This is a genomic window from Enterobacter hormaechei ATCC 49162 (genome assembly GCF_001875655.1).
GTDB lineage: Bacteria > Pseudomonadota > Gammaproteobacteria > Enterobacterales > Enterobacteriaceae > Enterobacter > Enterobacter hormaechei.
Map to the genome: position 1 here is coordinate 813,650 of NZ_MKEQ01000001.1, position 17,295 is coordinate 830,944.

General features: G+C 54.2%; 19 protein-coding genes. 10 read left to right on the forward strand and 9 right to left on the reverse strand.

Going from position 1 to position 17,295, the window contains the following annotated elements:
• The first annotated feature begins 8 nt into the window (after nucleotides 1-8).
• From rsxG to gstA, 5 genes are all read left to right on the forward strand, one after another.
• Nucleotides 9-629, forward strand: coding sequence for an electron transport complex subunit RsxG (gene rsxG, locus BH712_RS04010; protein ID WP_006808987.1), 621 nt, complete (start codon nucleotides 9-11; stop codon nucleotides 627-629).
• Between the two features lie 2 nt (nucleotides 630-631).
• Entirely contained in the window at nucleotides 632-1,318 is a 687-nt protein-coding gene (locus BH712_RS04015) for an electron transport complex subunit E (protein WP_006808988.1), read from the forward strand.
• Nucleotides 1,315-1,950: an endonuclease III gene (gene nth, locus BH712_RS04020; protein WP_006808989.1), complete on the forward strand. Its 636-nt coding sequence runs from the start codon at nucleotides 1,315-1,317 to the stop codon at nucleotides 1,948-1,950. Before BH712_RS04015 ends, nth begins: the two co-directional genes overlap by 4 nt.
• Nucleotides 1,951-2,565: 615 nt before the next feature.
• Complete coding sequence (dtpA, locus tag BH712_RS04025; protein ID WP_006808990.1) at nucleotides 2,566-4,074, forward strand: dipeptide/tripeptide permease DtpA; 1,509 nt, start codon at nucleotides 2,566-2,568, stop codon at nucleotides 4,072-4,074.
• A 105-nt stretch (nucleotides 4,075-4,179) separates the two neighbouring features.
• Nucleotides 4,180-4,785 carry a glutathione transferase GstA gene (gene gstA, locus BH712_RS04030; RefSeq protein ID WP_006808991.1) on the forward strand — a complete coding sequence of 202 codons (606 nt, stop codon included), beginning with the start codon at nucleotides 4,180-4,182 and terminating at the stop codon, nucleotides 4,783-4,785.
• Between the two features lie 60 nt (nucleotides 4,786-4,845).
• On the opposite strand, the gene pdxY is transcribed toward gstA, so the two are convergent.
• The 5 genes from pdxY to anmK all read right to left on the reverse strand — a co-directional run bounded on the left by pdxY (nucleotide 4,846) and on the right by anmK (nucleotide 9,428).
• Complete coding sequence (gene pdxY, locus BH712_RS04035) at nucleotides 4,846-5,706, reverse strand: pyridoxal kinase PdxY (protein ID WP_032673503.1); 861 nt, start codon at nucleotides 5,704-5,706, stop codon at nucleotides 4,846-4,848.
• A gap of 66 nt (nucleotides 5,707-5,772) precedes the next feature.
• Nucleotides 5,773-7,047 carry a tyrosine--tRNA ligase gene (gene tyrS / locus BH712_RS04040; protein ID WP_032673504.1) on the reverse strand — a complete coding sequence of 425 codons (1,275 nt, stop codon included), beginning with the start codon at nucleotides 7,045-7,047 and terminating at the stop codon, nucleotides 5,773-5,775.
• 125 nt (nucleotides 7,048-7,172) lie between these two features.
• On the reverse strand, nucleotides 7,173-7,829 hold the full coding sequence (pdxH, locus tag BH712_RS04045; protein WP_003857601.1) for a pyridoxamine 5'-phosphate oxidase: 657 nt from the start codon (nucleotides 7,827-7,829) through the stop codon (nucleotides 7,173-7,175).
• Between the two features lie 57 nt (nucleotides 7,830-7,886).
• Nucleotides 7,887-8,210 carry a C-type lysozyme inhibitor gene (gene mliC, locus BH712_RS04050; protein WP_006808994.1) on the reverse strand — a complete coding sequence of 108 codons (324 nt, stop codon included), beginning with the start codon at nucleotides 8,208-8,210 and terminating at the stop codon, nucleotides 7,887-7,889.
• A gap of 93 nt (nucleotides 8,211-8,303) precedes the next feature.
• Nucleotides 8,304-9,428: an anhydro-N-acetylmuramic acid kinase gene (anmK, locus tag BH712_RS04055; RefSeq protein WP_006808995.1), complete on the reverse strand. Its 1,125-nt coding sequence runs from the start codon at nucleotides 9,426-9,428 to the stop codon at nucleotides 8,304-8,306.
• Nucleotides 9,429-9,683: 255 nt separating this feature from the next.
• Here anmK and slyB point away from each other — a divergent pair, with 255 nt between their 5' ends.
• Nucleotides 9,684-10,151 (forward strand): outer membrane lipoprotein SlyB, encoded by a 468-nt coding sequence (slyB, locus tag BH712_RS04060; protein ID WP_003857604.1) that lies wholly within the window; start codon nucleotides 9,684-9,686, stop codon nucleotides 10,149-10,151.
• 194 nt (nucleotides 10,152-10,345) lie between these two features.
• Nucleotides 10,346-11,707, forward strand: a complete 1,362-nt coding sequence (locus BH712_RS04065; RefSeq protein ID WP_006808996.1) for a GGDEF domain-containing protein — start codon at nucleotides 10,346-10,348, stop codon at nucleotides 11,705-11,707.
• A 38-nt stretch (nucleotides 11,708-11,745) separates the two neighbouring features.
• Here the strand turns inward: BH712_RS04065 and slyA are convergent, their stop codons facing one another.
• Nucleotides 11,746-12,186: a transcriptional regulator SlyA gene (gene slyA, locus BH712_RS04070; protein ID WP_006808997.1), complete on the reverse strand. Its 441-nt coding sequence runs from the start codon at nucleotides 12,184-12,186 to the stop codon at nucleotides 11,746-11,748.
• 187 nt (nucleotides 12,187-12,373) lie between these two features.
• On the opposite strand from slyA, the gene BH712_RS04075 reads away from it, so the two are divergent.
• From BH712_RS04075 to BH712_RS04085, 3 genes are read left to right on the forward strand one after another with little or no spacing between them, the layout of a single operon-like run.
• Nucleotides 12,374-12,610, forward strand: a complete 237-nt coding sequence (locus tag BH712_RS04075; RefSeq protein WP_032673505.1) for a DUF1656 domain-containing protein — start codon at nucleotides 12,374-12,376, stop codon at nucleotides 12,608-12,610.
• Between the two features lie 2 nt (nucleotides 12,611-12,612).
• Nucleotides 12,613-13,473, forward strand: a complete 861-nt coding sequence (locus BH712_RS04080) for an efflux RND transporter periplasmic adaptor subunit (RefSeq protein ID WP_032673725.1) — start codon at nucleotides 12,613-12,615, stop codon at nucleotides 13,471-13,473.
• A complete protein-coding gene (locus BH712_RS04085) occupies nucleotides 13,473-15,506 on the forward strand; it encodes an FUSC family protein (RefSeq protein ID WP_006809000.1) in 2,034 nt (677 codons plus the stop codon). The genes BH712_RS04080 and BH712_RS04085 overlap by 1 nt, the downstream gene beginning before the upstream one ends.
• Here BH712_RS04085 and sodC read toward each other — a convergent pair.
• The 3 genes from sodC to BH712_RS04100 form a co-directional block, all read right to left on the reverse strand.
• Nucleotides 15,485-16,003 carry a superoxide dismutase [Cu-Zn] SodC gene (gene sodC / locus BH712_RS04090; RefSeq protein WP_006809001.1) on the reverse strand — a complete coding sequence of 173 codons (519 nt, stop codon included), beginning with the start codon at nucleotides 16,001-16,003 and terminating at the stop codon, nucleotides 15,485-15,487. The two genes, BH712_RS04085 and sodC, sit on opposite strands and share 22 nt — an antisense overlap.
• A gap of 81 nt (nucleotides 16,004-16,084) precedes the next feature.
• On the reverse strand, nucleotides 16,085-16,981 hold the full coding sequence (locus tag BH712_RS04095; RefSeq protein WP_006809002.1) for an aldo/keto reductase: 897 nt from the start codon (nucleotides 16,979-16,981) through the stop codon (nucleotides 16,085-16,087).
• A gap of 48 nt (nucleotides 16,982-17,029) precedes the next feature.
• Nucleotides 17,030-17,269, reverse strand: a complete 240-nt coding sequence (locus tag BH712_RS04100) for a DUF1289 domain-containing protein (protein WP_003857614.1) — start codon at nucleotides 17,267-17,269, stop codon at nucleotides 17,030-17,032.
• Nucleotides 17,270-17,295 lie beyond the last annotated feature (26 nt).

Below are 17,295 nucleotides of genomic sequence, written 5' to 3' on the forward strand. Positions count from 1 at the left end.
GTCACGCCATGCTTAAGACAATGCAAAAACACGGCGTCACGCTGGCGATCTTCGCCGCCGCCCTCACCGGGCTGACCGCGCTGGTAAATGAACTGACGAAAACCACCATTGAAGAGCAGGCAATTAAGCAGCAAAAAGCGCTGTTCGATCAGGTGATCCCCTCAGACTTCTACGATAATGACCTGCAACAAAGCTGCTTTGTCGTGCAGGCCCCGCAGCTCGGTAAAGGCCCCCATCGCGTTTATATTGCCCGTAAGGGCGATAACCCGGTAGGCGTCATTATGGAAGCCACCGCGCCGGACGGTTACTCTGGCGCCATTCAGCTGCTCGTGGGCAGCGATTTTTCCGGCACCGTCCTGGGCACGCGCGTGACGGAGCATCACGAAACGCCAGGTCTTGGCGACAAAATTGAAACGCGCTTAAGCGACTGGATTTTACACTTTGCCGGTAAAATGATTCATGGCGAGGACGATCCTGCTTTCGCGGTAAAAAAAGATGGCGGCGAATTTGACCAGTTCACTGGCGCCACCATTACGCCCCGCGCGGTGGTTAACGCCGTCAAACGCGCCGGGCTGTATGCCGAAACGCTGCCCGCGCAGATCAATCATCTTTCCACCTGTGAGGAGTGACCATGAGCCAGGTTAAAGAGGTTATCGTCCAGGGTCTCTGGAAGAACAACTCGGCACTGGTACAGCTGTTGGGGCTGTGTCCGCTGCTGGCGGTGACATCTACCGCCACCAACGCGCTCGGGCTGGGGCTGGCGACCACGCTGGTGCTGACCCTGACCAACTTCTCCATTTCTGTTTTGCGCCGCTGGACGCCGTCAGAAATCCGTATTCCGATTTATGTCATGATCATTGCGTCGGTGGTCAGCGTCGTGCAAATGCTGATTAACGCTTACGCATTTGGTCTGTACCAGTCGCTCGGGATCTTCATTCCGCTTATCGTCACAAACTGTATTGTCGTGGGCCGCGCTGAAGCCTTCGCGGTGAAAAACAACCCGGCCATATCCGCACTGGATGGATTTTCGATTGGCATGGGCGCCACTGCCGCCATGTTTGTCCTCGGCTCTCTGCGTGAAATTCTGGGCAACGGTACGCTCTTCGACGGTGCGGATGCGCTGCTTGGCGGCTGGGCGAAGTCGCTGCGTATTGAAGTGTTCCATACGGACACCCCGTTCCTGCTGGCAATGCTACCGCCAGGCGCCTTCATTGGCCTGGGAATGATGCTGGCGTTAAAATACCTGATTGATGAAAAACGTAAACGCCGCGCCGCTGAACGCAGCGTACAGGAAGGGATCCCCGAGAAAGCAGCATGAATAAAGAGAAACGTATTGCGATCCTGACGCGCCTGCGCGATCAGAATCCGCATCCCACGACAGAGCTGAATTTTACCTCGCCGTTTGAACTGTTGATCGCGGTACTGCTCTCTGCGCAGGCCACTGACGTAAGCGTCAACAAAGCCACGGCCCTGCTCTACCCTGTCGCCAATACGCCGCAAGCCATGCTGGAGCTGGGCGTTGAAGGGGTGAAATCCTATATCAAGACCATCGGCCTGTTTAACAGTAAGGCCGAAAACGTCATTAAGACCTGCCGGATCCTGCTGGAGCAGCACGGCGGCGAAGTCCCGGAAGACCGCGCTGCGCTGGAAGCCTTGCCGGGCGTCGGGCGTAAAACGGCAAATGTGGTGCTGAACACGGCGTTTGGCTGGCCGACGATCGCCGTGGACACCCATATCTTCCGCGTCTCTAACCGCACCCGGTTCGCGCCGGGTAAGAACGTGGAAGAGGTCGAAGAGAAGCTGTTGAAAGTGGTTCCTGCGGAATTTAAGGTGGACTGCCACCACTGGCTGATCCTTCACGGGCGCTATACCTGTATTGCGCGTAAACCACGCTGCGGCTCCTGCATCATCGAAGATCTTTGTGAATACAAAGAAAAGGTCTATCCCTGAGCGTAACATCGCCCTGACTGCTTACCTGTTCAAGCCCTTAAGACTAACAAGGGCTCTGATATCCTCCCCGTTGACCATAAATTGCCCTCTCTTTCTCCATTACGCATTGTCGATTCTTCGGTCATTTAGCACTCAAACAGGTTAATAGTTTTTTCATCACCAAAAATTTCTATACATCTGTGATCGCGATCACTCTGATAACCTGATGTTGGATTTTTGTTGTTAAAACCTGCTTAACCCCTTTGCCAGACAAGATTTCGTTGACCCCGTACCGCACATAAGACCAGTCATTTTTCAGAATATGGGCTATATCACTGCCATTGACCCAAAATAGCAGAACATATCGCCATACAGCCGTTTAACAGGGTCATTTACAGTGAAAAAAACCACCAATTTTCAACGGATGAAATTTAACGCTGCATAACATTTGCGTGAACCGATGATTATACCGCCAGAGTTATATGTAACAGATTATTACAAACGTATTGCCAGATGGGGCTGGATAGTGAACATTACCCGCCGTTTCCCCTCCCAATATAACTATAAAGCGGATGGACTACGGTCATCACGCTATGAACACCCCCGTTAATATGGGATGTAAAAAAAGAGGTATATGTGTCTACTGCAAACAATAAACCAACAGAAGAGAGCGTAAGTCTTAACGCTTTCAAACAGCCTAAAGCGTTCTATCTCATTTTCTCTATCGAATTATGGGAGCGTTTTGGCTACTACGGCCTGCAAGGGATTATGGCGGTTTACCTGGTTAAACAGCTGGGTATGTCTGAAGCCGATTCCATCACGCTGTTCTCTTCCTTCAGCGCCCTGGTATATGGCCTGGTCGCCATCGGCGGCTGGTTAGGCGATAAAGTCCTTGGTACTAAACGTGTCATTATGCTGGGCGCCGTCGTTCTGGCGATTGGCTATGGGCTGGTTGCCTGGTCCGGGCACGATGCAGGTGTGGTTTACATGGGTATGGCTACCATCGCGGTAGGTAACGGCCTCTTCAAGGCGAACCCGTCTTCCCTGCTCTCTACCTGCTACAGCAAAGATGACCCACGTCTGGACGGTGCATTTACCATGTACTACATGTCCATCAACATCGGTTCCTTCTTCTCTATGCTGGCTACCCCATGGCTGGCCGCAAAATTCGGCTGGAGCGTAGCGTTTGCGCTGAGCTTCGTGGGTATGCTGATTACCGTTGTAAACTTCCTGTTCTGCCGTAGCTGGGTTAAAGATTATGGTTCCAAACCAGACTTCGAACCCGTGCATATGGGCAAACTGCTGGCCACCATCGTCGGCGTGGTGATCCTGGCCGCTGTCGCCACCTGGCTGCTGCACAACCAGGGCGTTGCTCGCGCGGTACTGGGCGTGGTTGCACTGGGTATCGTTATCATCTTCGCAAAAGAAGCCTTTGCAATGCAGGGTGCGGCACGTCGCAAGATGATTGTGGCATTCATCCTGATGCTGGAAGCGATCATCTTCTTCGTTCTGTACAGCCAGATGCCAACGTCTCTGAACTTCTTCGCTATCCGCAACGTTGAGCACTCCATCCTCGGTATCGCGTTCGAGCCGGAGCAGTATCAGGCCCTGAACCCGTTCTGGATCATGATTGGTAGCCCGATTCTGGCCGCTATCTATAACAAGATGGGCGACCGTCTGCCGATGCCGCACAAGTTCGCTATCGGTATGGTGCTGTGCTCTGGCGCATTCCTGGTGCTGCCGCTGGGAACGAAATTCGCGACCGATGCGGGTATCGTGTCTGTTAACTGGCTGATCCTGAGCTATGCGCTGCAATCCATCGGTGAGCTGATGATCTCCGGTCTGGGCCTGGCGATGGTTGCACAGCTGGTTCCTCAGCGTCTGATGGGCTTCATCATGGGTAGCTGGTTCCTGACTACCGCTGGCGCAGCCATCATCGCCGGTAAGATTGCAAACCTGATGGCGGTACCAGAGAACGTTACCGACCCGCTGGTTTCCCTGAATGTCTACGGCACCGTGTTCATGCAGATTGGTATCGCGACCGCCGTGATTGCCGTGCTGATGCTGCTGACCGCACCAAAACTGAATCGTATGACGCAGGACGACGACAAATCCGCTAAAGCGATCAAAACCGCGAACGCGTAATGTCATCGGGAAACGACTGAACAGAAGCCGCTAATTGATTAGCGGCTTTTTTTTTATCCGAACGCGCACTAACATAGCTGGAACCTCAGCAAAAAGGAGTTACCGATGAAACTGTTCTATAAACCGGGCGCCTGCTCTCTTGCTTCCCATATTACCCTTCGCGAGAGCGGTAAAGATTTCACGCTCGACGGCGTTGACCTGATGAAAAAGCGCCTGGAAAACGGGGATGACTTTTTTGCGATTAACCCAAAAGGGCAGGTTCCGGCCCTGCTGCTGGATGATGGCACCCTGCTCACTGAAGGCGTGGCCATTATGCAATTCCTGGCGGACAACGTACCGGATCGTCAGCTTCTGGCCCCCACCGGCAGCATTGCACGTTATAAAACGCTGGAGTGGCTGAACTATATTGCCACCGAGCTGCACAAAGGTTTTACGCCCCTGTTCCGCCCGGACACGCCCGAAGAGTACAAACCTACCGTGCGCGCGCTGCTGGAGAAAAAGTTGCAGTACGTTAACGACGCGCTGAAAGACGACCAGTGGATCTGTGGCTCGCGTTTCACCATCGCCGATGCCTATCTGTTTACCGTTCTGCGTTGGGCGCGCGCGGTTAAGCTGAACATGGACGGGTTAGACCATGTGGCGTCGTATATGGCGCGCGTGGCTGAGCGTCCGGCGGTGGCGGCGGCGCTGAAAGCGGAAGGGTTGAATTAACCGAGTGGCCTGTGTTGCCGGGTGGCGCTGACGCTTACCCGGCCTACGAACTCTGGACGGTTATAACCGTGTGGCGCTGAAATAGTGCTCCGGCTTCGCAATGCGATCCTGCGCCGCAACGACCTGTAGCTCATATTCCAGCATCGTTTTGGTCGCAATCATGATTTCATAAACAGCTGCCGTCACGTGCTCCAGCGCATCGCGCAGGCTCGCGCCCTGCAATAACTTCACCAGCAGCAAGCCGCTGGTCACATCACCGACCCCGACGGGCTGACGTGTACCGAAATCCACCAGCGGTCGGCTGATATGCCAGGCTTCATCTTTCGTCACCAGCAGCATCTCAAAACGGTCCTGGCTCAACCCTGCGCGTGCCAGGTGTTTAACCAGTACAATCTCCGGCCCCTGGGCGATCAGCTCGCGAGAGGCGCGTACAGCCTCTTCTACGCTGTTAACCGGATGCTCGCACAGGATCTCCAGTTCAATCAGGTTGGGGGCAATAATATCGCTGGCGGGCAACGCATGACGAACATGGAACTCCGCAACGCCCGGCGCTACGATGCAGCCTTTTTCAGGATGTCCCATCACCGGATCGCAGAAATATTTCGCCGCGGGGTTTGCCGCTTTCACCTGGCGCACAATGCCGAGGATATGCTCCCCCTGCTCCGCCGAACCCAGATAGCCGCTCAGTACGGCATCGCAGCGTTTAAGCTGGTCTATTTCCGCGATACCCTGAACGATTTCCGTCAGATGCGACGGCGGCATCACGCAGCCGGTCCATTTTCCGTACTGGGTGTGATTCGAGAACTGGACGGTATTGAGCGGCCAGACGTTGGCCCCGAGGCGGCGCATCGGAAATTCCGCAGCGCTGTTGCCAGCATGTCCAAAAACAACGTGGGACTGAATGGCGAGGATGTTCTTCATGGTGTACTTACCAAACCCTGTCAAAACAAAAGGGGCGTGGTTTCCCACGCCCCTGCATACTTTTAATTACTTCCAGCAGACCAGGCAGTAATTTTTCTTACCGCGACGCAGCAGCGTGTAGCGACCATAGAGACGGTCGTTGTCGGTAAAGGTGTATTCCGGATCGGCCTGTTTTTCACCGTTAATGGTGATGGCGTTAGAGGCGATGGTTTTACGCGCCTGACCGCGAGACGGCTGAAGCTCGGAGTCTACCAGCGCCTGCATCAGATCGGCGCCTTTTTCCATCTCTACCATCGGCACGCCATCCTGCGCCAGCTGTTCGAAATCCGCTTCGCTTAAATCGCTCAGGGTTCCGTTGAACAGGCTCGCCGTAATGCGCTTCGCCGCCGCCAGACCTTCTTCGCCGTGAACCAGTTTGGTCACTTCGTCCGCCAGCACGTACTGGGCGCGTGGTGCTTTACCGCTGTTCTTGTCTTCTTCTTCCAGCGCATTGATTTCTTCGATATCCATAAAGGTGAAGAATTTCAGGAAGCGATAAACGTCGGCATCCGCCGTGTTGATCCAGAACTGGTAGAATTTGTACGGGCTGGTTTTCTTCGGATCCAGCCATACCGCGCCGCCTTCGGTCTTACCGAACTTGGTGCCGTCTGCTTTGGTGATCAACGGCACGGTCAGACCAAACACCTGGTTCTGGTGAAGACGACGGGTCAGATCGATACCGGAGGTGATGTTACCCCACTGGTCGGAACCGCCAATTTGCAGCGAGACGCCGTGCAGCTTGTTCAGGCAGGCGAAGTCATACCCCTGCAACAGGTTGTAGGAGAACTCGGTGAAAGAGATACCCTGATCGTCACGGTTAAGACGCTGCTTCACGGCTTCTTTGTTAATCATCTGGTTAACAGAGAAGTGTTTGCCGATGTCACGCAGGAACGTCAGCACGTTCATGCCGCCAAACCAGTCGTAGTTGTTCGCTGCAATCGCAGAGTTGTCACCGCAGTCGAAATCCAGGAACGGTGCGACCTGTTTACGGATCTTATCCACCCACTCCTGCACGGTGTCTTCGGTATTCAGCTTACGCTCAGCGGCTTTGAAACTTGGGTCGCCAATCAGACCGGTCGCACCGCCCACCAGGGCAACAGGCTTATGGCCCGCCATCTGGAAGCGTTTCAGGCATAACAATGGAACAAGATGCCCCAAATGCAAGCTGTCAGCGGTGGGATCGAAGCCGCAATAGAGCGCGATCGGGCCTTGCGCCAGTCGCTCTGCTAACGCTTCCTCGTCCGTCACCTGGGCCACGAGGCCCCGCTCTTGCAATTGTTTAATCAAGTTACTGCTTGCCATCAAATTCTCCATGTATTAACGACTGCACCTTTGCCGGTACACGACTTTTCGCCTGATGCGAAAGGAACATAGAATAAAGCGCCAGCGCGGTGTGCGCTAGCGCTTAAATCAACAAATTTTGGGGATTACGGCGCCAGTCGGTCTATTTTCCAGCCACCGTTGTCGCGCTGGTATAAAAAGCGGTCATGCAGGCGGTGCTCGCCGCCCTGCCAGAATTCCATCTGCTCAATGGGGATACGGAACCCGCCCCAGAAACTCGGCAGCGGCACTTCACCCTGCTGAAACTTCTGTTTGAGTTCGAGGAATTTACTCTCCAGCACGCCGCGGGCTGAAATTCGGCTGGACTGTTTAGAGACCCAGGCACCGATCTGACTGTCGCGCGGGCGGCTGTGAAAATATTTCACCACTTCGAGCGTAGAGAGGCGCTCCGCCTTGCCGGTGACCATCACCTGGCGCTCAAGCATATGCCACGGGAAAAGCAGGCTAATACGCGGATTATTTTCCAGGTGATGCGCTTTACGGCTGCCAAGGTTGGTGTAGAACACCAGCCCTTTCTCGTCATAATGCTTGAGCAGTACGATGCGTTGGTACGGCTGACCGTTTTCATCAACCGTCGCAACCACCATCGCCGTCGGGTCGGCCAGTTTCGCTTCGCAGGCCTGCTTCAGCCAGCGTTCAAAAAGCACCAGCGGTTCGGCGGGAAGATCCTGGCGGCGCAGACCGCCTTTGGTGTATTCACGGCGCAGATGCGCAATTTGCTGTAATTCGTCGTTATCTGACATGGCGTTAGCTGAAAGTGAGATTGGGTGGCGCTATTGTGCGCGCCCCCTTAAAAAATCTCAACGCTTCGGATTTTCAAGCTGACAATTGTTCAGCACAATGCGGTCACGCTTGTAGACGGTGGCACTGTCGCCTTTTGACCAGAAGACGTAAATTCCGTCTGAATAGCGCGCACCGGAGGCCGACATCCCCTGCTTCAGCGTTAACAATTTATTGTCGTAAACAAAGCTGGCTTCCTGACGCGGGTTGTTCAGCTTCACCGTCAGCGGTTTTTCATCACAACGATATTCCAGCGTATCGGTCTGCATACGCTCAACGAACTGGTTATAGACGCTGCATCCGGTCATAAGAAAAGGTACAGCAATAAGAAGGAGTTTTTTCATGGGCAGATTCCGAAGACTATCCTGGTCCTGGAGGGCCTAACCGCCCTCCTGTTTTTCCCTATTTTACGGGTTACGCCTCCCGCTGAATTTCAGTTAACTCTGATTATGGCGCGGGTTGGCGGGGAAAATGGCCCCGAGGACGCTCGCCTCCCGCGCACCGGTTACGGAGGGTAAATTCCCCGGCAGACCAGCAACCGTACGCCAGGCAAGCCAGGCGAAGGCCAACGCTTCCATATCGTCTCCGCTGATCCCGGCTTCATCCGTGGTCGTGACTTCGGTACCCGGCAGCAAGGCGGCGAGGCGTGCCATCACCAGCGGGTTGCGGCTGCCGCCCCCGCATACCAGCAAACGCTCACAGCCGCCGCTCAGCAACACCTGTTCAGAAATCGACACGGCGGTAAGCTCGGTCAGCGTAGCCTGCACATCCTGAGGCGCAAGGCCCGGGAACCGTGCCAGCTGACGTTCAAGCCAGCCGTAGTTGAAATACTCTCGCCCCGTACTTTTCGGCGCGGGCAGAGCAAAGAAAGGATCGCTTAACAGGGTTTGCAGCAAGGGAAGGATCACTTTCCCCTGGCTGGCCCACTGCGCGTCTTTGTCGTAGGGTTTACCGCTCTGACGCCAAATCCAGGCATCCATCAGCATATTACCGGGGCCGGTATCGTACCCACGCACGGGCTGACCGGGAATAAGCATCGACAGGTTGGCGATCCCGCCGATGTTCAGCACCATCCTGCGCTCGACAGGGTGCGCCAGCAGCGCCTGATGAAATGCCGGTACCAGCGGCGCCCCCTGCCCGCCGAGGGCCATATCGCGACGACGGAAATCGCCCACCACCGTCACGCCGGTTTTTGCCACAATCTGGTTGTTATCGCCAATTTGCATCGTGTGCGGCGCCTCGCCGACAGGTTCATGCCAGACGGTCTGCCCATGGCAACCTATTGCCACGATATCCTGCGGGTGGAGTCGTTCTTGCTGCATCAGCGCCAGTACCGCATCAGCAAACAGCGCCCCCAGACGCACATCCAGTTGGCCCAGTTGGGAAAGCGTCAGCTGCTGCCCCTGGCAGATGTTCAGGATCTCTTCTTTTAGCGAGACCGGAATAGGCCAGCTCAGGCTTGCCTGCTGCGCCACCATGTTTTCATCAATGGCGGCCAGAACAACATCCACACCGTCAAGACTGGTACCAGACATCACACCGATATAGCGACCCGATTTCATGCGCTTTCCTTACGTTACGTGGGCTAAGTGCAAACACTCCACCATAAATGACGCGGCTTTGCTATGCGGCAATAATAATTTTTAACAATCTCAGATCTGTAACACAGGCCGTTTTTGTTTATGTTCCGTTAAGCTGTATTCAAGTAAAATTTATCTATTCGGCATGCAAAGATAGGAACTGTGGTCAGGAATGCCATATAATTTAGCCATAACGGATGCCCCAACCGGGCGTTTTTTGGTGAACAGGAGAGTCAAATGATTTTACGTGTACTGGGCGTTTCGCTGATTGGTTTAACACTGGCGGGTTGTGTGAATGACAGTTCACTCTCCGGCGACGTATATAGTGCTTCAGAAGCTAAACAGGTACAGAACGTGACATACGGTACTATCGTTAATGCCCGTCCTGTTCAGATTCAGGGTGGCGATGACACGAACGTCGTGGGCGCAATCGGTGGTGCTGTGCTGGGCGGTTTCCTGGGTAATACCATTGGTGGCGGCACCGGACGTTCTCTGGCTACCGCAGCGGGCGCAGTTGCAGGCGGCGTAGCGGGTCAGGGCGTTCAGGGTGCGATGAACAAAACTCAGGGCGTTGAACTGGAAATCCGTAAGGACGATGGCAGCACCATTATGGTTGTGCAGAAACAGGGTAATACTCGCTTCTCTGCTGGCCAGCGTGTCGTTCTGGCAAGCAACGGCAGCCAGGTCACCGTATCCCCACGCTAATATCCTGATGGATGTGGTCTCTTCGGACCGCATCCATTCATAAAACTTATCATTTCAAAAAATGCATTTGTGAAAACACATTCACATGGTGAATATTAAATTTCATCCGTTCTTGTCCGTGCGCAAAGTATTTTTTATCACCCTCCTTTAGACTCTTCGCAATCCCTTTTTCTTTTTTATTTTTAAAATTTTCTATGCTTGCGATCTGTCGATTTGTTAAGAACCGCTTTGTCAGCTTCTCACTTGGATGCATTGTTATCATTGCTCTGTTACAAGGGTTATTTATAAAACTTGTTCAATGGGTGCCTTCGTTTTCTCCCCTGTTTTTCCCTACGCTGACGATATTTCTTTTAGTATTCCATCTGTTTATTGCCTGTTTTATGACTATGAAATACTGGTGCGACAGAAGGCGGTTATATCTTGTTCCCATTGCCCTGGCCTTTGCCGGCTCAGCGTTACTGATGGTAGGGACACTGTCCAGCTTCCCGGCCTGGCTGGATCTCTATCAGTTCAACGAGGCGAATTATAACGACGCAATGATTTTCTATATGTTCCGCCACTTTTTAATGGCGGTGCTGATTTTAGTCTCGGCCATGCTGTATACGCTGCGCGCTTCCCCTGTCTCACGAAGCGCGCATATCGCCATTGTTTTCGGCGCATCGCTTTTCACAGGCTGTATGCTTGGTCTGGCATGGTTCTACTCCAGCCATTCAACCATGCTTGCTCTGGACCTTGTCGATAATGAAACCCGCCAGTTTATGGTGCTCTGGAGCCAGACGATCAATATTATTCTGATCGTCCTGTGGGCGGTCACGCTCATTACGCTTATGACAATAACCAAGGTAAGGAACCTCTTTTGGGTTGGCGGCAATTTTTTGTGCGTCTGTTATATTGTTACGCTATTAATGTTACTGTTAGGTGGATATGCAGAAGATGTGTCATGGTACCGGGCGCGATTATTTGAAACTGTCGCTACGTTAATAATTATTTTCATCCTGCTTTCCGACGTATTTAATTTGTATCGTGACTCTCATCTTAAATACCAGCAGTCTTATCAAAATTCGATCCGCGACCCGCTTACCCGACTTTATAATCGCAGCTATTTTTATGATTCATTAAATCATGCACTCAGTACGGCAACGCCTGCACATCCTGTCTCAGTGGTCGTAAGCGATCTTGACCGTTTCAAGCGGATTAACGACTGCTACGGTCATTTGCAGGGAGATAAGGTCTTACAATTTGTCTCTAACCTGCTGACCGACTCGGTGCGGCCACAGGATATTGCGGCGCGGATCGGCGGAGAGGAGTTTGTGCTCATGCTGACGAATACACCGTCAGATCTGGCGCGCCAGATTGCTGAACGTATCCGGCTTAAACTCAGTGGTTTCGATAAAGCCAGCAGCGGTGGTCATCTTCCGGAACCGATTACCATCAGTATGGGCGTCTTCACCGCAACGTCACCGCAAACCAGTGCGGAAACCTGTGTGGAAAGCGCGGATAAAGCCATGTACGAGGCAAAAGAAACAGGTCGCAACCGGGTGGTGGTATTCAAATGATGACACAGGCCCTGCATGAGCAAGGCCTGTTAACAACGTCAGTCGCGTGACTGTAGGTCATGGATGTTTTGTTCAAGACGGGCGATGAGGCCAATCAGCATCTCCAGCTCGGCCGGGGAAATACCGGCCAGGATCTCCCCTCGCGTTTTACTGATGACGGTTTCCATCTCAGTAATAATCGGGGCTGCTTTTTCCGTCAGTTTAATCCGCTTGGCGCGACGGTCGCTGGCGCAGGTTTGCCGGGAGATGAGTCCCTTCTCTTCCAGCTGGTCAAGGGTACGCACCAGAGACGGCTGCTCAATACCAATCGCCTTTGCCAGTTGGATCTGTGACTGATCGGGCGGGAGCTGGTGAATGTTATGCAGCGTAACCCAGTGCGTCTGTGTGAGTTCCAGAGGTTTCAGGCGATGGTCAATCAGAGCACGCCAGATGCGTACCAACCTTGCCAGATCAGAACCTAATGGCGATTCCAATTTCATCTCCTTATAATTAGCTTGCTAAGTGATTATAGTGATTTTAGAATAGTTTGCAGTATTTGTATTGCCAAAACAAATGCAATCACGGTATTCATCATTCCTGAAAGGATGATTTACACTGATCGGTAATGCGCCATCGCATTAAAAAATGCCGTTGTGGCCCTCATTCCACTGCAAAGGATCGCTGCTTGTGACGTTTTTTTCCTTCTCCGCAGGGTTGCCCCTCCAGGATCTGATTGTTGGCGCTTCGGTCTACTTTCCGCCAGTGTTTAAGGCCGTGATGGTCGGTTTTGTGATCTGGCTCGTTGCCCATCGCCTGCTGCGCGACTGGATGTATTCCGGTGAAATCTGGCACCCCATGTTAATGGATCTCTCCCTGTTTACCCTCTCCGTCTGTCTTGGCCTTGCCGTGTTAACCGTGTGGTGAGAATAGCATTGAAAACCTTAAAATATTTTTCCACTCTTTTCGTTTTAGCACTGGCGCTGGTCGCTGGCTGGTGGCTCTGGAATTATTACATGCAGTCGCCCTGGACGCGTGATGGTAAGATCCGCGCGGAACAGGTCAGCATCACGCCACAGGTGTCCGGTAGTATCAGCGCGCTTCTGGTGAAGGATAATCAGTTCGTTCATGCAGGGGATGTGTTATTTCGCATCGATGAGACCCCTTTCCACATTGCGGTGCTTAATGCCCAGGCGCAGCTCGCTAAAGCTCAGTCAGATCTGGCAAAAGCCAATAACGAAGCCGACCGCCGCCGACATCTGTCGAGAAATTACATCTCTGCGGAAGATCTCGATACCGCCAATATCAATGTGAAAACCATGCAGGCCAGCCTGAAGGTTGCTGAGGCAACGCTGAAACAGGCCGAGTGGCAACTCACCCAGACCGTGGTCAAAGCCCCGGTAGATGGCTGGATCACGAGCCTGTCTACCCGTGTAGGGGATTATGCCACCACTGGACAGCCGGTCTTTGCTCTGGTCGATAGCCACTCTTTCTATGTTGTAGGTTATTTTGAAGAGACCAAGCTGCGCCATATCCGCGAGGGCGCGCCTGTCCGGATCACGCTTTACAGCGGCTCCGAAACGTTACAGGGTCACGTGAGCAGCATCGGTCGGGCAATTTACGATCAGAGCGTGGAAACCGATTCTGGCCTGGTGCCCGACATCAAACCCAACGTACCGTGGGTACGTCTGGCTCAGCGTGTGCCTGTTCGCGTCGAGTTTGATCACCTGCCGAAAGACATTACCCTGGTCTCTGGCACGACCTGCACCGTCGCCATCGGGTCGCGATAATGAACCTGGGGGCTTTCTCCTGGCGCAATACGCCCTGGATAAAAGCGACACGTCCGCAGTGGCGTTACGCGCTGCGCAACGGCATCGCCATGTGCCTTGCGCTTACGGTTGCCTACTATCTGAATCTGGATGAGCCCTACTGGGCGATGACCTCTGCGGCGGTCGTCAGCTTCCCTACCGTCGGTGGCGTTATCAGTAAAAGCCTCGGGCGCGTGGCGGGTAGCCTGCTGGGGGCGACCGCCGCCCTGCTCCTTGCAGGCCATACCCTGAACGATCCCTGGCTCTTTCTGTTAAGTATGTCGGCATGGCTGGGGCTGTGTACCTGGGCCTGCGCCCATTTTACCAATAACGTTGCCTATGCGTTTCAACTGGCGGGTTACACCGCGGCCATTATCGCCTTTCCGGTCGTCAACGTGCTGGATACCACCGAACTGTGGGATATCGCTCAGGCACGCGTGTGTGAAGTGATGGTCGGCATTCTGTGCGGGGGCGTGATGATGATGATCCTGCCCAGTACCTCAGATGGCACTACGCTTATCACCGCCCTTAAAACGATGCATGCACGTTTGCTGGAACATGCCAGCCTGCTCTGGCAGCCTGACAGTAATGATGACATCCGTCTTGCGCACGAAAAAGTCATCGGCCAGATCCTGACCATGAATCTGTTACGCATCCAGGCTTTCTGGAGCCACTACCGTTTTCGCCGCCAGAACACGCTCCTGAACTATTTGCTGCACCAGCAGCTGCGAATGACCAGTGCGATCTCAAGCCTACGTCGAATGTTGCTGAACTGGCCTGCGCCGCCAGCCCATACCCGGGAGGTTATCGAGGCGCTGCTCGCCACCCTTGCGCGTCCGGATGCCGATATCTATACCGTGGCGCGTATTATCGCGCCGCTCGCCCCAACGGATGAATATGACTACCGCCACCGCGCCTTCTGGCAGCGTCTGAACTATTTCTGCCGCCTGTATCTGCGCAGCAGTCGCTGGTTAAAAGCCGTCGAAAATGCCACGCCCGTCACCGAATTTTCCGTTCCCGGTAGTCCCGCTCTGGCGCGCCATACCGACGCAATGGAGGCGCTGTGGAGCGGTTTTCGTACGTTTTGCGCGTTGACGACCGTGGGCGCGTGGGCCATCACCACACAATGGGATGCAGGCAGTGCGGCCCTGACGCTGGCGGCAATCAGCTGTGTACTCTATTCCGTCGCCGCTTCCCCCTTTAACTCCCTGACGCTCCTTCTGCGTACGCTGGTGCTGCTGTCGCTGTTCAGCTTCGTGGTGAAATTTGGCTTGATGGTGCAGATAACCGATCTCTGGCAATTTTTGCTGTTTCTCTTCCCGCTCTTAACCACTATGCAGTTGCTCAAGCTGCAAATGCCGAAACTTGCCGGTCTGTGGGGCCAGTTGATTGTTTTTATGGGCTCATTTATCTCAGTAACGAATCCACCCATTTATGATTACGCTGAGTTTCTCAATGACAACCTGGCGAAGATCCTCGGCGTGGGGCTGGCGTGGCTGGCTTTCGCCGTGTTACGCCCTGGCTCTGACGCGCGTAAAAGCCGCAGGCATATTCGGGAATTACGCAGAGGGTTCGTGGATCAGCTGAGCCGCAGGCCGCACCTGCGCGAAAGCGAGTATGAATCGCTGGTCTATCATCATGTCAGCCAGTTGAACAACAGCCAGGATTCACTCTCCCGTCGCTGGCTACTGCGCTGGGGCGTGGTGCTGTTAAACTGTTCGCACGTGGTGTGGCAGCTGCGCGCCTGGGAGACGCGTTCCGATCCGCTGTCGCAGGTCCGTGATAATTGTATTTCCATGCTCCGCGATGTGATGAGCGAGCGCGGAGTTCAACAGCGCCCTCTGAGCGTCACGCTCGCCGAGCTTCAGCGTATTTGCGACACGCTGGCGCACCATCATCAGCCTGCGGCCCGCGATCTGGCGTCCATTATATGGCGGCTGCACTGCTCCCTGTCACAGCTTGAACAGGCGCCGCCACCCGGAACGATTGGCGATCAAATTACCCCGCAGGCATAGCGCGCCCCGCCGCCGCCAAGCGGTTTAGGTTGATCGGACATGTTATCGCCGCCCACGTGGATCATCAGCGCCTTGCCTTTGACCTCTTCAAGCTTTTTGAGTCGAGGCGCAACAACGGGATCGGTGGCTTTACCGTCGTTATTCACCACCAGCACGGGCAGATCGCCGAGGTGCCCCATCCCATCCGGGCCTTCATGCTTACCGGAATTGTGCGGATCCAGATGCCCCCCTGCGGCTTCCGCAGCTGTTGGTTTCCCCTCTTTCATCGCGGGTTGACAGCTGCCTTTAGCATGAACGTGAAAACCATGTTCACCAGGTGGGAGTGCCTTGAGATCGGGTGCAAACTCCAGTCCTTTACCGGTTTCGGTGATTTTCACCGTCCCGATGGACTGACCTACACCCTGAGAAGTGACGAGATTCATTTCAACGTCCTCGCTGGCTGCCTGCGCCCCTGCGCACACAACCAGCGTGACCATTGCCAGAGCAAAACGCTTCATATGACCTCCACGGGTTATTTTTTGCACCTTAAGTCTATACCAGAGGCGCAGATTTCACCGGAAAGTCAGGCTCAGGTATGCTCAGGGTACGTCGTAGCCCAGCGCCGCCTTACGGATACGGAACCATTGCTGACGCGACATTTCCAGCTCTTCAGCGACAAGCGCAGCACGGACGCGCTCAATTTTGCCAGAGCCAATAATCGGTAGCGGTTTAGACGGCAGACGCAGGATCCAGGCGTAAACCACCTGCTCGATACTCTCCGCATTCAGTTCGCGGGCCACCGTTTCAAGCTCGTTACGCAGCGGCTGGAATGCCTCATCATTAAACAGGCGACCGCCGCCCAGGCAAGACCAGGCCATAGGACGGATACGCAACTGTTGCAATTGGTCGAGCGTACCATCCAGCAGCAGCGGCTGATGAACAGGCGAGATCTCCACCTGATTCGTCGCCAGCGTAAACGGCAGACGAGACTGCAATAGCGCAAACTGTGCCGGAGTGAAGTTAGAAACGCCAAAATGACGCACTTTGCCGCTCTGGTGCAGCGCCAGGAAGGCTTCCGCAACCTCATCCGCATCCATCAACGGATCGGGACGGTGGATCAGCAGCAGGTCGATACGATCGGTCGCCAGGTTAACCAATGACTGCTCGGCGCTTTTAACGATATGCGCGCTGTCAGTGATGTAATGCCCAAGGGCATTCTCCGGTTTTGCTGTGGTGGCAATACCGCATTTGGTCACAATTTCCATACGTTCACGCAGCGCCGGGGCACGCTTCAGCGCGTCGCCAAAGGCGGCCTCGCACTGATAGCCGCCATAAATATCAGCGTGATCGACGGTGGTGATCCCGAGATCGAGATGCTCTTCTATGAAATCCGCCAGCTGGACCGGAGACATATTCCAGTCCATGAGGCGCCAGTAGCCCATGACAAATCGGGAGAATTCCGGGCCCTGTGGGGCAAGGGTAATACGCTGAACCATAACATTTTCCTCAAGGAAGTCATGTCACCAGTATACGCAATTACCCTGCTAAAACAGTGAAGGTTGCTGGGGTTCTTCGGGTTCAACCGCTTTGTTTGCACGTATTTTACGCAACAGACGCTGTCGGCAGAGCCGTAAGACCTCCTGCTTTTGCGCGTCGCTGAAATTTTGCCAGTTAAAACGTTCATCGCGCGTGCGCATGCACCCGCGGCAGTATCCTCGTTCATCAACCTGACAAATACCCCGGCACGGGCTCTGGACAGGGAAAAATTCCAGTTGCTCTGCCACACCTACCTCCACAACGTGATTATTCC

Coding starts and splice junctions, on each gene's coding strand:
- BH712_RS04085 (WP_006809000.1), top strand. CDS start 13,473: ATGAACCTGGGGGCTTTCTCCTGGCGCAATACGCCCTGGATAAAAGCG.
- slyA (WP_006808997.1), bottom strand. CDS start 12,186: ATGAAATTGGAATCGCCATTAGGTTCTGATCTGGCAAGGTTGGTACGC.
- tyrS (WP_032673504.1), bottom strand. CDS start 7,047: ATGGCAAGCAGTAACTTGATTAAACAATTGCAAGAGCGGGGCCTCGTG.
- nth (WP_006808989.1), top strand. CDS start 1,315: ATGAATAAAGAGAAACGTATTGCGATCCTGACGCGCCTGCGCGATCAG.
- mliC (WP_006808994.1), bottom strand. CDS start 8,210: ATGAAAAAACTCCTTCTTATTGCTGTACCTTTTCTTATGACCGGATGC.
- pdxH (WP_003857601.1), bottom strand. CDS start 7,829: ATGTCAGATAACGACGAATTACAGCAAATTGCGCATCTGCGCCGTGAA.
- BH712_RS04095 (WP_006809002.1), bottom strand. CDS start 16,981: ATGGTTCAGCGTATTACCCTTGCCCCACAGGGCCCGGAATTCTCCCGA.
- BH712_RS04065 (WP_006808996.1), top strand. CDS start 10,346: ATGCTTGCGATCTGTCGATTTGTTAAGAACCGCTTTGTCAGCTTCTCA.
- slyB (WP_003857604.1), top strand. CDS start 9,684: ATGATTTTACGTGTACTGGGCGTTTCGCTGATTGGTTTAACACTGGCG.
- gstA (WP_006808991.1), top strand. CDS start 4,180: ATGAAACTGTTCTATAAACCGGGCGCCTGCTCTCTTGCTTCCCATATT.
- sodC (WP_006809001.1), bottom strand. CDS start 16,003: ATGAAGCGTTTTGCTCTGGCAATGGTCACGCTGGTTGTGTGCGCAGGG.
- rsxG (WP_006808987.1), top strand. CDS start 9: ATGCTTAAGACAATGCAAAAACACGGCGTCACGCTGGCGATCTTCGCC.
- pdxY (WP_032673503.1), bottom strand. CDS start 5,706: ATGAAGAACATCCTCGCCATTCAGTCCCACGTTGTTTTTGGACATGCT.
- BH712_RS04015 (WP_006808988.1), top strand. CDS start 632: ATGAGCCAGGTTAAAGAGGTTATCGTCCAGGGTCTCTGGAAGAACAAC.
- anmK (WP_006808995.1), bottom strand. CDS start 9,428: ATGAAATCGGGTCGCTATATCGGTGTGATGTCTGGTACCAGTCTTGAC.